The organism is Clostridium sp. CS001, assembly GCF_020443565.1.
Taxonomy (GTDB): domain Bacteria; phylum Bacillota; class Clostridia; order Clostridiales; family Clostridiaceae; genus Clostridium_AD.
The window spans coordinates 1-14,163 of sequence record NZ_JAIZZN010000008.1 but is presented as its reverse complement, the minus strand read 5'-3'; the positions used below and the strand labels follow the sequence as shown (position 1 = coordinate 14,163).

Sequence of the window (14,163 nt, the reverse complement as noted above, 5' to 3'; positions counted from 1 at the left end):
TTGTTTGTGTATTGCAAATAATAAAATAATTAACATAAATTATAGAAAACTTAACGTCAGCTTAACATTACTATGATAAGATTTTTTAAAGAATATTTTTTTACTAAAGGAGAGTTAAAATGGATTATAAGATGATTTTTCAACTTTTAGGTGGACTCGGACTATTTGTATACGGAATGAAACTTATGGGGGATGGTCTTCAGAAAGCTGCTGGTGAGAAATTAAAAAGAATGCTTGAAATTCTAACTGGCAATAAATTCTTTGCTGTACTGGTGGGTGCAGGAGTTACCGCAATTATTCAAAGTAGTAGTGCAACTACAGTAATGACTGTAGGTTTTGTAAATGCAGGCCTTTTGAATTTATTTCAAGCTGCTGGGATTATTATGGGAGCAAATATTGGTACAACTATGACTGCTCAACTTATAGCTTTTAAGCTTACAGACATAGCTCCATTTATTCTTGCAATAGGTGCTGTTTTAGTAATGTTTAGCAAGAAGAAAAAAACTAGAGATATCGGTGAAATTATTTTAGGTTTTGGTATATTATTCGTTGGTATGACAATGATGGAACGCGCTATGAGACCTTTAAGTGAACTAGATAGCTTTAGAAACCTTATTCTAATTTTAGGAAAACACCCCTTCATGGGAGTTCTTGTTGGTCTTGGTATGACAGCAACTGTTCAAAGTAGTAGTGCAACAATTGGAATATTAATGGCCCTTGCTGCAAATAGTAGCATAACACTAGCTATTGCGCTACCTATACTTTTCGGAGATAATATTGGAACCTGTGCTACTGCACTTTTAGCAAGTATTGGAACTACAAGAAATGCCAAAAGAGCTGCTCTTATACATTTGATTTTTAATACTACAGGAACCATACTGTTTATGTTAGCTTTCAAACCAGTATTGAAAATTATTCCAATGTTTGGTGGGGATATTCAACGGCAAATTGCAAATGCTCACACAATGTTTAATTTAACAAATGTATTTGTTCAAGTCTGGTTTATTGGGCTTTTGGTTAAGATTGTTAACAAATTAGTGCCTGGTGAGGATGCAAAATCATCTGACTTAGTCCTTGAATATTTAGATGTAAGATTACTGGAAACACCTTCTATAGCAGTTGGTCAGGTTATTAAAGAAGTTACTAGAATGGGAAAACTTTCTTCTGAGAATCTTTCTTCTGCTATGAATGCCTTCTTGACTTCTGACGAAAAAAGCATGAATTCAGTTATTGAACATGAAGCTACTATAAATTATCTTGAAAGGGAAATAACTGGTTACATGGTGTCTCTTTCAAATACATCTCTATCAGAACACCAATCAGAAATCATTACTTCTTTGTTCCATGTAGTTAATGATATAGAGAGAATTGGTGATCACGCTGACAATTTAGGCGAACTTGCTAAATATAAGATGGAGAATAAAATTAACTTTTCAGAAAAGGCAATTGCTGATGTTACCTATATGTTTGATACGGTAAAATATGCTGTTGACAATTCTATATTAGCTTTGGAAAATTTCAGCGTAGAATCTGCTCAAAAGACTATAGATGCAGAATACAAAATAGATACAATGGAAAAACAACTTAAAACTGAACATATAACTAGATTAAGTAATCAAGAATGTACACCAGCTGGTAGCTCTGTATATTTAGAACTATTGACCAATCTTGAAAGAGTTGGTGATCATTCAAACAATATTGCGCAAATGGTGGTTAATTTCAACTAAATCATCATCTGCCATGCTAATGATAATCTTTGTATCTACAACATCAAATATAAAAAAAGATTGGGATATAGTTAACACCATATCCTAATCTTTTTTCGTAGATTCAATTATCACTTCTTTTAAATTTGATAAATCTATTGTTTTTGACAACTCTTCAAAGCTTAATCTGATTTTTTTTACCGCATCCTCTGCTACTTTGTAATTCTTTTCCTCTGTTAAACTACCTAGCTTTATAATCCCATCAGTACTTCCAACTATACCTTTCAAATATAAGCAATATTTATCATGAAAGGAATTAAATTTTTCTCTATGTTCCAAATTCTTAACTTCCACATAAAGCTTATTCAAATTTGAACTTTCAGCTTTTAGTAAGTCTAGTGTGTTTTGTCCCTTTTCTTTTGATGAAATTGCCTTCTCTATATTATTTACAGATATATTTATCTTACTTGAATATTCTGCAATATCCTTGGCATACTTAACATCACTTATGTATCCTTTAGTCTCTTCAACTGGTGATGCACCTTTAACAAAGACATTGTAAGCAAAGAATAAGAGTAATACCATTATTAAAAATATTAATACCTTTACAGCTTTTTTTATAATTGAAATTATTATAAAAATAACTATTATTGCTAACCCAATGTACATTAACATATTTGAATTTATTGTATCCATTTTCCCCTCCTACAACATAATTTACATTGATAGTTCTCTTAACTTGCATATACTATTTAACTCTTCCTCTATTATGTCTTGTACAGTTTTAGATAAATTCTGTATTTCCTCTTTATTTAGTAAATCTACGTAAATAGGTTTGTGTATCACCATTTTTACTTTGTTCCCCGTTACTTTTTTGCCAACTTCTAACACGTTATAAGTACCATCAATTGTTATAGGAACTATTGCAACATTGGAGTTTGTTGCCAGTTTCATGCTACCTTTTTTAAAAGAATTCATTTTAGATGAAAGGCTTCTTGTTCCCTCTGGAAAAATTAAAATAGAATGTCCTTCTTTTATCATTTCTACACCTTCTTGAATGCTTTTAATTGCTTCCCTAGGGTTTTGCCTATTCATATAAATTGACCCTATAGAGCTTATCCATCTACCAATCAAAGGTATTCTTTTTATTTCAATCTTAGCAATAAACCCAAAGGGTTTATTAATATAAGCTACTAACGCAAATCCATCAAAGATAGCTTGGTGGTTTGATATAAACACGCAATTTTCCTTTGGTATATTCTCAGTACCGCTAACCTCCATATTAGTCTTAGTCACCTTCAAAACATATCTTGAAATGTGTTGTGCTCTTTCATATGCATATGCTTTCGCATCTTTAGGTGACCTTTTCTGCATAAACTTTATTTTAATTAAACTAAGTGATGATACACTTAAATATATTGAAAAGTACAAATACCATAGTAACTTTATCATTAAATTCCCCCATTATAGTTTTTTATAAATCATTTGAAACAAATATCAAATCAAATATTTTAGTCTATTTTTTTATATTAACTACACATAAACATACATTTGATTTTATCAAACATTTCAAAAAATTGATATATCTTTTATAATAATTCACATACATTTGTATATGTATTATTACATTTTTATGCATACATTGACAATAAATCTATTATTGTATATTATAATAAGAAAAGTTTCTTTATATTTAAAGGAGGAAAAAATTATGATACTTTCAAAGTTGTATGAAAAGAAAAGAAAAGAAAAACTAAGAAAATTAAAAATTCAAACTGCAAAAAAAATATTTGTTGGTACTGTAGCTGGAAGTCTTAGTGGTTTACTAGGTGGTTTACTTTTTTCACCAAAGTCTGGCAAAGAAACTAGAGAAGACATTGCAAGCACTTCTAAAGATATCACAAATAATATTAAAAGTAAGACTGCAGAAATTAAAGGGACAATTGACAATAAAGTTTCTGAGACTAAAAATAATGTATCAGATGCTAAAACGAAAATCTCTGAATACCTAAATGACAAAAAAGCCTCAAAAACTATTTGCGAATCATCAGATACTACAATTAATAATGAAGATTTGGCTTCAATTTTAGTAGAAGCTGAAATAGAAAAAAAATAAAAAAATATTAAAGGAATAGTGGTGGTACCTATGTATATAAACTTTTGGCACCTAGGACAAGCTTTATTAATTATTCTTGGGATAGTATTATTAATTGTACTTATAATAGCACTTGTCAAACTTATTAAAACTATATCAAGTATAAATTTAATTATCAATAAAAATGAATCTAATATTGACGAAGTTTTAACTTCTTTGCCAAAAACTTTAAACAATTTTTATGAAATAACGGACAATGTTAAGGATGTTACTGAAGTTGTGGTTAAAACCACTGCAAGTGCTTTAGGTGCTACTGAATCTTTTCAAAGATACTTAGTATATATAGCAGACATTCTAACTATTATAAAAAAGATATTTTCAACTAAATAGCAGTCTAGAAAATTGAATGTATGATTAAAAATATAGGATGGATAGTTTAGTATAACTATCCATCCTATATCTTTTTACATACCTTATATAACTATTTAGATTTTTCCCTTAATATCTTAAATCGTTCATTAACTTTTTTTTCATATCCATTATTACTTACTTCGTAATATACTGTTCCAATTAGTTCACTAGGCAAGTATTGTTGCTTAACATAATTTCCTTCATAAGAATGCGGATATAAGTATCCTGTGCCATGTCCTAATTTCTTTGCACCACTATAGCTTTGATCCTTTAAGTGCACTGGTACACTCCCTATATTTTTTTCTTCTACATCTTTAAGTGCTTTATTAATGGCATTATAAGCTGCATTGCTTTTAGGCGCAGAGGCTATATAAATAGCAGCTTGCGCTAAAATAATTCTTGCTTCTGGCATGCCTACAAAATGAACTGCCTCTGCTGCATTGTTTGCAACTAAAAGGGCAATAGGATCTGCATTTCCTACATCCTCAGCAGCAGCTATAACAATCCTCCTAGCAATAAACTTAGGGTCCTCCCCAGCATATATCATTCTGGCAAGGTAATGCACTGTAGCATCAGGGTCAGAGCCTCTCATACTCTTAATAAATGCAGAAATCACATCATAATGCTCATCTCTATTTTTATCATACTTTATATGTTTTTTTTGAAGACACTCCTGTGCAACCTCTAGTGTTATATTTATTTTACCATCTTCATCTCTATCCGTAGTTAATACTGACAATTCCAAAGCATTAAGTGCACTCCTAGCATCTCCATTTGCCATATTTGCAAGATAACTAATAGCTTCTTTTTCCATACAAATATTTATATTACCAAGACCTACCTTCTTATCTTCTAGCGCCCTAGTAATTATCTTTTCAATATCATTTTCCTTTAGCGGTTCCAATTTAAATAACATAGATCTAGATATTAGTGCATTGTTAACTTCAAAATATGGATTTTCAGTGGTTGCTCCTATTAAAACTACAGTGCCCTTTTCCACAAATGGCAATAATGCATCTTGCTGAGCTTTATTGAACCTATGAATTTCATCTATAAATAATATAGTTTTAACATTGTACATACCTAAATCATTTTTTGCCGTAGCCACCACTTCTCTAAGCTCTTTTAACCCATCAGTTACTGCATTAAGCCGTACAAAATTTGATTTTGTGGAATTTGCAATAACCTTAGCCAAGCTAGTTTTTCCTGTTCCTGGTGGACCATAGAGTATTAATGATGTTATCTTATCTGCACTAATAGCTCTATGCAAAAGCTTTCCCTTGCCTAAAATATGCTCTTGACCAACATAGTCCTCTAACTTTTCTGGTTTTAACCTTTCAGCCAAAGGCGCATCTTTTCGTAAGTTTTTTTCCTGTTGCAGTTCAAAAATATCCATATATTCACCTTTAGGTCTTTCATTTTGCTTATCTTATTCGTTCTTTATAATCTATACGATCATTAACTTAAAGATTTTTGTTTTAGTTTTTCTGTCATCTCATGTAGTTTAACTATTCCAGCTTCTCTTGCTTTTTTATTTTCATCTTCTATACTCTTTGTTTCTTCAATACCTTGCATAATAGTAGTCCAAGTCTTCTCTAAAGTTTCAATTTTAACACTTGTACCTCCAGCAAGTTTTGCAATGTCAACACTTTGGCTTCTTATGTTTTCAGCATTTTTCATTAATAATTCATTAGTTGTTCTATCAAGTTCTGATAATGAATCTGATACTAATTTTTGCTTTTTCAAGGCAATAGCTTGGATTATTCCATTTTTAAATACAGGTATAGTTATTATAAAGGCAGAATGCACTTTAGATATCAACTTATAATTTCCTCTTTGAATCATTTTAATCTGAGGGGCAGTTTGAAGCGATACCATTTTAGCCATTTCTAAATCATAAATTCTTTGTTTTAACATTTCAATAGTAGCTTTGGCATTTTCATAATTTATTGCATTTATTTGTTCTCCATTGGCTGCTAAAGCTTCAAGTCTAGGTAGCTCTTGACTTTCATTTTTTTCAACAATCATGTTTCCTGCAACAATATATTTCTCTAATTCTCCATAGTACTCAAAATTTTGATTGTATAAGTTTTCAAGCTGCAGGTTAGAGTTATTTATTTCAACTTTATATCCACTAAGCTGAGTATATATCTTATCTATTTCTCCACCAATAGTTTTATATTTACCCATCATTTTATCTATAGCATTACTTGGTTTACTAAAAAGCTTTCCAAAAAAACTAGTTTTGCTTTCTTCAAAATCTTGTTTATCAAACTTCTTCATTATACTGGTAAGTTCTTTTATCATAACTCCTGAATTTTCAATGCTGTTACTTTTAATAGAATTTAATATTTGATCAGCAAACTTGGATATTTGTGCAGCTGGTTCATTTCCAAATTCTAATATTGCATTTGCATCCTTAATGTTTATATTGGATGCAATTTGCATTACTTGCGGTGAAGTTTTAAGCTGCTCGCTTATGCTCAAAGCCTTTTGTCCTACATTTTGATTTTCCATATTTTCATCTTGAATTATAAGTATTCCATTGTTTTTTTCCATGTTTTGCACTCCCCTTATCTATTATAAAAACTTATTTTAAGATTTTTATACATAGCATAAAAATCAAGCTTTATTATCTCTACCATTATATCTATAAGTATTAACTACCAAACAACCCTTCAAAAAATCCTTTTTTCTTTTGCACGTGCTTTTTAAAGGTCAGTTCAAAGCTCACATTCTCTAATCTATGAATATCATACTTATCATTATCTATAAAATTCTCAATGTCGTTATATCCTGAAGGATTATATATAACTATATCTACCCCCATAGAATTCATAAATGCTAACATTATGCAATCCTCAAAAGATAGGTTCCCATTTCCTTCATTATTATAAACTATAATTTTAGGAACCTCTTCTGGGTAATCATATGCTTGTAAGAGTTCCAGTATTGCTACATCTAAATTTATAAGTACTGAGAAAATATCTACTTGAAAATCTCTTAAATCCTCTTGCTCAACATTTATTATTATAGGATTTAAACATAAATCTTTAATTTTCTCAGCCATAACCTTTTGAAGTCCCGATCTTAGCTCCTTATACTTCCACCAAGATGAATTAATCATTTTATCAATATTAAATTCTGAAAAGGTGTTATTAGGGTATACCTCATTAAACTTCCCATATTCTAAATGCACAATATCCATTATAGGTAGTTCTTTATAAAACTTAGTAAACCTTTGACATATTACCTTATCAATTTCCTCCCAATAAATATCAACATTATCATGGGTACCACAAACCTTTGCGAACATATTAGGTATAATTACTGTTGAACCCTTAATCTTAAATCCTTCTCTTATATGCGCTTTTTCCTTAATCCATATATATATTTCTTCATAAGTGGTATTAAGTGTTACATTCTGCAAGTTATAATCTGCAAATTGCCATGCCCTGTAAAACCCAGAATCATCTGCAAACAAAGTTTTATCAAGTTCTTCTTTAGCACTATACGCTGTGGTCTTAATCCTGTCTTCCGAACTACATGGGAAAGGTTTTATTTCTCCTCTTCTGTTATAAACAATTTCCTTGGAAAAAGTATTATACTTATCAATTTCATGAAATGCCCCTGAATCTTTTGGATTAAAATATAGGATATCACAACCTAATGTTGATAATAATATTAAATAAAGAACCTCTTCTTTTGAAATGTCACCATAAAACAATATTTTAGGATTAATACCCATATAATCAAACTTCTCAAATAACTCTTTTGAATATATATTAATCCAATAGACCATATAATTTATAATAACTTTAATATCATTTATATCCATCATTTCATTACTTTTGATGTAATATTCCATTAAGCCCTTAAAATTATTTTTAATTTGTTGCAATAGAACCTTATTAGATAAATCAGGAAAAAGTCCATTGTCACTTATTAAATTTATGATTAAGGATACATCTATAACTTCCATTTTAGATGTACTCATCCAAATATCATTTAATATATTTTGTTGTCTTATACTAAAGTTTTTATTAAGCCCCTCACTAAATCTTTTATACCATGAGCCACTCTTCTTTAATTCCTTATCTAGTTTACTCAAGTTTTCTTGATATTCTTCCTCATAATTTTTTATACCTATAAATCTATAAAAATATATTGGCAAGGTGACAATATTTGAATTATATTGAAACTTGCTTCTTTTGTAAATCTCTACTTTTAAGCTACTTATGATATCTTCATTGATGTCTAAGTTTAAACTATGAATCTCCAAATTATTTAAGCTATTCTTCTCCATATTCACCTTACCCTTTTAATTGTTTTTTCTCGTAAATATAGTTTCTTTTATCCATTTTAATTATATCATACTAAGCTATTATTTTTCATTTTAATATTTTTAAAAGTTACCATTTTATATTAATATAATTTTGTGGAATATTTTTATTCATATTTTAAGTAGTTTTTTTTAAAAAAGCATTCTTTTATACACACAAATGGTGTAGTATATATATGTTGGTTCATTATATATGCAAATTAGTGATAATTTTATACTTATCTTGCATTATTAAGCATATTCTAATGCTTTTTGCATTAGTTTAACTAAAATTCTGAAAAGGTAGATTTCAATTAATTGTTGTTAACTACTTAATTTAAAGCTCATGGAATAAAAAAGATAATTTGCATTCCAGTGAGAGAACTACAAGGAGGTTTATTATGGGACTTTTGACTTTCAAAAAAGGTATTCACCCGAGCGACAGGAAAAATTTAAGTATGCACAAAGCAATCCAAGATTTGCTTCCAAAAGGCAACTTAGTATTTCCTATGCAACAACACATAGGAGCACCTTGCGAACCTTTAGTAAAGAAAGGTGACAGGGTACTTGTAGGACAAAAGATAGGCGAATCCCCTGCTTTTGTATCTGCACCAATATATTCAAGTGTATCTGGAACAGTACTAGATGTAGCACCAAAGCTTCACAGTAATGGAACCATGGTAACATCAATCATAGTAGAAAACGATAACATTTATGAGGAATTACAAACTATGGTTCCACATAAAGATTATGAGAAACTGTCAAAACCTGAGCTAGTAGCTATCATTAAAGAAGCTGGTATCGTAGGTATGGGCGGGGCAGGTTTTCCAACACATATTAAACTTACACCACCAGAAGGAACCAATATTGACAGTATTATAGTAAATGCTGCAGAGTGTGAGCCATATTTAACTTGTGATCACAGAATGATGCTAGAAAAATCCAACGAAATTGCTGAAGGTTTAAAAATTATTCTTCAAATGTTCCCCGGCGTAAAAGGTTATATTGGAATAGAACATAATAAGCCTGATGCAATTGAAGCTATGAAAAAAGCTACAGCAAATCAAAGTAATGTACAAGTTACTCCACTTCAGACAAAATACCCTCAGGGAGCAGAAAAACAGTTGATTTATGCAATCACTGGAAGAGAGTTACCTTCTGGAAAACTTCCTGCAGATGTTTCCTGCATAGTTCAAAATGTTGATACTGTGTTTGAAATATACAACGCTGTAGTAAATGGCAAACCACTTACAGAGAGAGTTTTAACTGTAACTGGCGAAGCAATTCAAAACCCTCTGAATTTAAGAGTAAAATTTGGAACTTCAATAAATGAAGTTGTAGAAGCTGCTGGCGGATTTAAGGAAACACCAGTAAAGGTGATTTCAGGTGGCCCTTTAATGGGTACAACTTTAAGTTCTCTAGATACTCCTGTACTCAAAGGAACCTCAGGTGTACTTTGCTTAACAAAAGAGCAAGCCAGACTTGAAGAAGAATCTAGTTGTATACGATGTGGAAAATGCATGAGCGTTTGTCCTATGTTTTTAAATCCTACAAAACTTAATTCTTTAGTTTTAAGAGGCAATTACGAAGATTTTGAGAAAATTCATGGCATGGATTGTATTGAGTGTGCTTGTTGCTCTTACGTATGCCCTGCAAAGCGTCATTTAACCCAAACTTGCCGTGAAGGCAAAAGAACAATACTTATTAATAGAAGAAAAAAATAGATAGAGGTGACTTTTATGTATACAGTATCTTCGTCCCCACACATAAAATCTAATGATTCTGTGCAGGGCATAATGAGAGATGTAATAATAGCATTAATCCCTGCTACCTTTGCTGGAATATATTTTTTTGGAATGAAAGCATTATTAGTTACATTAGTATCGGTGCTATCATGTATTGCAGCAGAAGCGTTATGGCAAAAATTTGCACATAGAAAAATTACCATTGGAGATCTTAGTGCAGTTGTAACTGGTTTACTTATAGCATTTAATATGCCAGCAAATGTTCCCCTTTGGCTACCTGCAATTGGTGGATTTTTCGCAATAATTATTGTAAAACAATTTTTCGGTGGAATTGGACAAAACATAATGAACCCAGCTTTAGCTGCAAGAGCATTTTTACTTGCTTCTTGGCCAGTTCATATGACTAACTTTACAGTTGATGGTGTTTCAGCTGCTACAGCCCTTGCAGTACTTAAAGGTGGAGAAGGCGGTCAATTACCAAGTTTAATGAATATCTTTATTGGTAACGTAGGTGGTTGTATTGGCGAAACTTCAGTAATCGCATTACTAATTGGTGCAGCTTATTTACTATATAAAAGAGTTATAAGTTGGCACACTCCAATTACTTACATTGCCACTGTATTTGTTTTAACCTTTGTATTAGGCAGAGATGGTTTTATGACTGGAAATGCACTATATGAAATTTTTGCAGGTGGTTTAATGCTGGGTGCTTTCTTTATGGCAACAGATTACACTACTTCTCCAATGACAAAAAAAGGACAACTTATTTTTGGACTATCCTGTGGAGTTTTAACTACAATAATACGCTTATATGGTGGTTATTCAGAAGGCGTATCCTACGCTATATTAATAATGAGCTTATTTGTTCCATTCATAGATAAGTTTACTGCTCCACGTATTTTTGGGGAGGTGAAATAATTGAAAGAAAATATAAAACTAGGTTTGATTTTACTTTTGATTACAGGCATTGCAGGTTTTTTAATAGGAGGTGCCTATGAAATAACAAAAGCCCCTATAGAAAAGCAAGTTATTGCGAATAAACAAGCTGCTATGAAAGAAATATTACCTAAAGCGGATAAATTCGACGTTTCTGATGTAAATATAGAAGGAAATGAAAAAATCAAAGAAGTTAACATTGGTATGGCTGGTACTGATATAGCAGGATATGCTATAAAGGTTTCACCAAAAGGATATGGTGGAATTATAGATATAATGGTTGGAATATCTACTGAAGGCAAGGTTTCTGGCATTAAAATTTTATCACACACAGAAACTCCTGGTCTTGGCGCTAATGCTCCAAAACCTGAATTTTCAGGTCAATTTAAAGACAAACCAATAGACAATAAATTAGAAGTTGTAAAAATAGCTCCTACAAAGGAAACTGAAATCCAAGCAATTACTGGCTCTACTATTACTTCTAAAGCTGTAACTCTTGGTGTTAACGATGCTGTTGATTTTTATAACTCTTCATTGAAAGGAGATAAAAAATAATGAGCATACTTTCTGAAAGAATAAAAAACGGTATAGTAACAGAAAATCCAATATTTGTACAAGTATTAGCTATGTGCCCTACCCTAGCAGTTACTAGTAGTGTGGAAAATGGAATAGGCATGGGACTTGCTTCAACAGTGGTGTTGATTGGTTCAAACCTTTTCATATCTGTATTAAGAAAAGTAATTCCTGATAAGGTACGTATACCAGCTTATATTACCATAATAGCTTCCTTCGTAACATTGATACAGTTTTTATTGCAAGGTTTTGTTCCAGCTTTATATAACTCACTGGGGATTTTTATTCCACTTATAGTTGTTAACTGTGTAATTCTTGGAAGAGCTGAGGCTTATGCAGCGAAAAATAAACCAATTCCTTCAATCTTTGATGCTATTGGAATGGGCCTTGGTTTTACCATAGCATTAGCAGTACTTGGTGCTATAAGAGAATTACTTGGCGCTGGTTCTATATATGGATTCAAAGTATTTGGAAGTTCATTTGAGCCTGCTATAATTATGGTTTTAGCACCTGGAGCTTTTATCACTCTAGGAATTTTAATGGCTATATTAAATCAAAGATCGATCAATAAAACAAATGAAGTAAACAATAAGATTGCACATTTCCATGAAATTGATCCAGAAACTGGTGCATGTACTGGATGTGGATCTTGCGCTCACAGTTGTAAAAAATAATTTTGTTTAACATTATTAAGAAAGGTGGATAAAAATGAGACTTTTTTCAATTTTTATAAGTGCATTTTTAGTAAATAACTTTGTATTAGCTAAATTCCTAGGAATATGTTCATTTCTAGGAGTTTCTAAGAAGACTGAAACTGCAAAAGGTATGGGACTAGCAGTTGTATTTGTTATGTTCTTAGCATCATTTATGACTTTTATAGTTTACAAGATTTTAGTTGCTTTAAATATAACTTACTTATCGACTTTAGCTTTTGTTCTAGTTATTGCAGCATTAGTTCAATTTGTTGAAATGGTTATAAAGAAAACTCAACCAAGCCTTTACAAGGCACTTGGAATATTTCTTCCATTAATAACAACTAACTGTGCTGTACTTGGTATGGCTGTTATAAACATAGGTGAGAAATATACATTAGTGGAATCTTTAGTTAATGCCCTTGGTGCTGCTGCTGGATATATGCTTGCCATTGTTCTTCTTTCAGGTCTAAGAGAGAGAATGGAAGAAAATGATAAGATGCCACTAGCCTTCAAAGGATTGCCTATATCATTAGTTACAGCTGGACTTATGGCTATCGCATTTTTAGGCTTCAGTGGTTTAAAATTGGGAGGTATTTAAATGGATATAACTAACTTACTTTACCCAGTATTAAGTATCGGTGGTATGGGACTTGTATTTGGAGTGGTACTTGGATATGCTAATAAAAAGTTCTACGTACCTGTTGATCCAAAAATACCACTAGTTAGAGCTGCATTACCTAGTGCTAACTGTGGTGCCTGTGGATATGCAGGTTGTGATGCCTATGCAGCTGCTATAGTTGAAGGAACTGCACCACTAAATGCTTGTGCTCCTGGTGGAAGTGCTTCTGCAGATGCAATCGGAGAAATACTTGGAGTATGTGTTGAAACAGCAAATCGTCAAGTTGCTTTTGTTAAATGTAAAGGAACTTGCAGTGTTGCTAAAGAGAAGTATGAATATGATGGTATAATGGATTGCCGTCAAGCAATCATTGCTCCTGGTGGTGGCCCTAAGGCTTGCATAGATGGTTGTATGGGTTTTGCAAGTTGCGTAAGAGCTTGTGAGTTTAATGCTCTTCATATCATAGATGGAGTGGCTGTAGTATATCCTGATAACTGCGTAGCTTGTAGTGCCTGTGTTAAGGTCTGCCCTAAGGATCTAATAGAGATGGTACCAGCTTCTCAAGAAGTACTTATTGAATGTAACTCAAAATCAAAAGGTAAATCAGTAAAAGATAATTGCGAAGTTGGATGTATTGCTTGCACAATGTGCGTAAGAGCTTGTCCTGAGCAAGCAATTGTCATGGTTAATAACTTAGCTACAATAGACTTTGATAAATGTACTAACTGTGGCATCTGCGCTACAAAGTGCCCTACAAAGGTTATCTCAAAGCCTCTTAAAGATCGTGTAAACATGAGTGAGGCTGAAGCTAAATAAAATTCATAAAAAAAGATGAGGATGTCTCAAAATGATTAATTTAATCATTAAAAAAGACATCCTCTTTTCTAATGATTTTATAAAAAAACCAATAATAATTATAAAATTATGGTTAATCATTATTGGTTTTTTTATTTTTTTGCACAACAAAAAAGAGATCAATAAACCTCCAAATTCTAATATTCAATTTTAATTATTAAGCAATTTCTTTGTGGTGTAAAAATAAACCGCATCTATCATTTTGTA

Annotated in this window: 14 protein-coding genes; 9 read left to right on the top strand and 5 right to left on the bottom strand. The window is 31.6% G+C overall.

The features are described 5' to 3' along the window. Positions 1-119 precede the first annotated feature (119 nt). Positions 120-1,727, top strand: a complete 1,608-nt coding sequence (locus LGK97_RS07255; protein ID WP_226259093.1) for a Na/Pi cotransporter family protein — start codon at positions 120-122, stop codon at positions 1,725-1,727. A gap of 84 nt (positions 1,728-1,811) precedes the next feature. Here the strand turns inward: LGK97_RS07255 and LGK97_RS07250 are convergent, their stop codons facing one another. Further along, positions 1,812-2,402, bottom strand: a complete 591-nt coding sequence (locus LGK97_RS07250) for a hypothetical protein (protein ID WP_226259092.1) — start codon at positions 2,400-2,402, stop codon at positions 1,812-1,814. 21 nt (positions 2,403-2,423) lie between these two features. After that, positions 2,424-3,158: a lysophospholipid acyltransferase family protein gene (locus LGK97_RS07245; protein WP_226259091.1), complete on the bottom strand. Its 735-nt coding sequence runs from the start codon at positions 3,156-3,158 to the stop codon at positions 2,424-2,426. A 259-nt stretch (positions 3,159-3,417) separates the two neighbouring features. Here LGK97_RS07245 and LGK97_RS07240 point away from each other — a divergent pair, with 259 nt between their 5' ends. Next, on the top strand, positions 3,418-3,822 hold the full coding sequence (locus tag LGK97_RS07240; RefSeq protein ID WP_226259090.1) for a YtxH domain-containing protein: 405 nt from the start codon (positions 3,418-3,420) through the stop codon (positions 3,820-3,822). Between the two features lie 30 nt (positions 3,823-3,852). Then, on the top strand, positions 3,853-4,191 hold the full coding sequence (locus LGK97_RS07235) for a hypothetical protein (protein WP_226259089.1): 339 nt from the start codon (positions 3,853-3,855) through the stop codon (positions 4,189-4,191). A 91-nt stretch (positions 4,192-4,282) separates the two neighbouring features. Here the strand turns inward: LGK97_RS07235 and LGK97_RS07230 are convergent, their stop codons facing one another. From LGK97_RS07230 to LGK97_RS07220, 3 genes are all read right to left on the bottom strand, one after another. Next, positions 4,283-5,608: a replication-associated recombination protein A gene (locus LGK97_RS07230; RefSeq protein ID WP_226259088.1), complete on the bottom strand. Its 1,326-nt coding sequence runs from the start codon at positions 5,606-5,608 to the stop codon at positions 4,283-4,285. A gap of 62 nt (positions 5,609-5,670) precedes the next feature. Then, positions 5,671-6,771, bottom strand: coding sequence for a toxic anion resistance protein (locus tag LGK97_RS07225; RefSeq protein ID WP_226259087.1), 1,101 nt, complete (start codon positions 6,769-6,771; stop codon positions 5,671-5,673). Between the two features lie 100 nt (positions 6,772-6,871). Continuing rightward, positions 6,872-8,518, bottom strand: a complete 1,647-nt coding sequence (locus LGK97_RS07220; RefSeq protein ID WP_226259086.1) for a YceG family protein — start codon at positions 8,516-8,518, stop codon at positions 6,872-6,874. A gap of 416 nt (positions 8,519-8,934) precedes the next feature. Here LGK97_RS07220 and rsxC point away from each other — a divergent pair, with 416 nt between their 5' ends. Genes rsxC through LGK97_RS07190 form a run of 6 tightly spaced genes read left to right on the top strand, consistent with a single transcriptional unit; the run spans position 8,935 to position 13,917 of the window. Then, positions 8,935-10,257, top strand: coding sequence for an electron transport complex subunit RsxC (gene rsxC / locus LGK97_RS07215; protein WP_226259085.1), 1,323 nt, complete (start codon positions 8,935-8,937; stop codon positions 10,255-10,257). A 15-nt stretch (positions 10,258-10,272) separates the two neighbouring features. Then, positions 10,273-11,196: an RnfABCDGE type electron transport complex subunit D gene (locus LGK97_RS07210; RefSeq protein ID WP_226259084.1), complete on the top strand. Its 924-nt coding sequence runs from the start codon at positions 10,273-10,275 to the stop codon at positions 11,194-11,196. Further along, positions 11,197-11,769 (top strand): RnfABCDGE type electron transport complex subunit G, encoded by a 573-nt coding sequence (locus tag LGK97_RS07205; RefSeq protein WP_226259083.1) that lies wholly within the window; start codon positions 11,197-11,199, stop codon positions 11,767-11,769. It abuts the gene before it with no gap. Next, the gene (gene rsxE, locus LGK97_RS07200; protein ID WP_226259082.1) at positions 11,769-12,461 is read left to right on the top strand and encodes an electron transport complex subunit RsxE; all 693 of its coding nucleotides are present in this window, start codon (positions 11,769-11,771) and stop codon (positions 12,459-12,461) included. The genes LGK97_RS07205 and rsxE overlap by 1 nt, the downstream gene beginning before the upstream one ends. 34 nt (positions 12,462-12,495) lie before the next feature. Continuing rightward, entirely contained in the window at positions 12,496-13,080 is a 585-nt protein-coding gene (locus LGK97_RS07195; protein ID WP_226259081.1) for an electron transport complex protein RnfA, read from the top strand. A 6-nt stretch (positions 13,081-13,086) separates the two neighbouring features. Then, positions 13,087-13,917, top strand: coding sequence for an RnfABCDGE type electron transport complex subunit B (locus LGK97_RS07190; RefSeq protein ID WP_413228424.1), 831 nt, complete (start codon positions 13,087-13,089; stop codon positions 13,915-13,917). Positions 13,918-14,163 lie beyond the last annotated feature (246 nt).

Coding starts and splice junctions, on each gene's coding strand:
- LGK97_RS07255 (WP_226259093.1), top strand. CDS start 120: ATGGATTATAAGATGATTTTTCAACTTTTAGGTGGACTCGGACTATTT.
- LGK97_RS07250 (WP_226259092.1), bottom strand. CDS start 2,402: ATGGATACAATAAATTCAAATATGTTAATGTACATTGGGTTAGCAATA.
- LGK97_RS07245 (WP_226259091.1), bottom strand. CDS start 3,158: ATGATAAAGTTACTATGGTATTTGTACTTTTCAATATATTTAAGTGTA.
- LGK97_RS07240 (WP_226259090.1), top strand. CDS start 3,418: ATGATACTTTCAAAGTTGTATGAAAAGAAAAGAAAAGAAAAACTAAGA.
- LGK97_RS07235 (WP_226259089.1), top strand. CDS start 3,853: ATGTATATAAACTTTTGGCACCTAGGACAAGCTTTATTAATTATTCTT.
- LGK97_RS07230 (WP_226259088.1), bottom strand. CDS start 5,608: ATGGATATTTTTGAACTGCAACAGGAAAAAAACTTACGAAAAGATGCG.
- LGK97_RS07225 (WP_226259087.1), bottom strand. CDS start 6,771: ATGGAAAAAAACAATGGAATACTTATAATTCAAGATGAAAATATGGAA.
- LGK97_RS07220 (WP_226259086.1), bottom strand. CDS start 8,518: ATGGAGAAGAATAGCTTAAATAATTTGGAGATTCATAGTTTAAACTTA.
- rsxC (WP_226259085.1), top strand. CDS start 8,935: ATGGGACTTTTGACTTTCAAAAAAGGTATTCACCCGAGCGACAGGAAA.
- LGK97_RS07210 (WP_226259084.1), top strand. CDS start 10,273: ATGTATACAGTATCTTCGTCCCCACACATAAAATCTAATGATTCTGTG.
- rsxE (WP_226259082.1), top strand. CDS start 11,769: ATGAGCATACTTTCTGAAAGAATAAAAAACGGTATAGTAACAGAAAAT.
- LGK97_RS07195 (WP_226259081.1), top strand. CDS start 12,496: ATGAGACTTTTTTCAATTTTTATAAGTGCATTTTTAGTAAATAACTTT.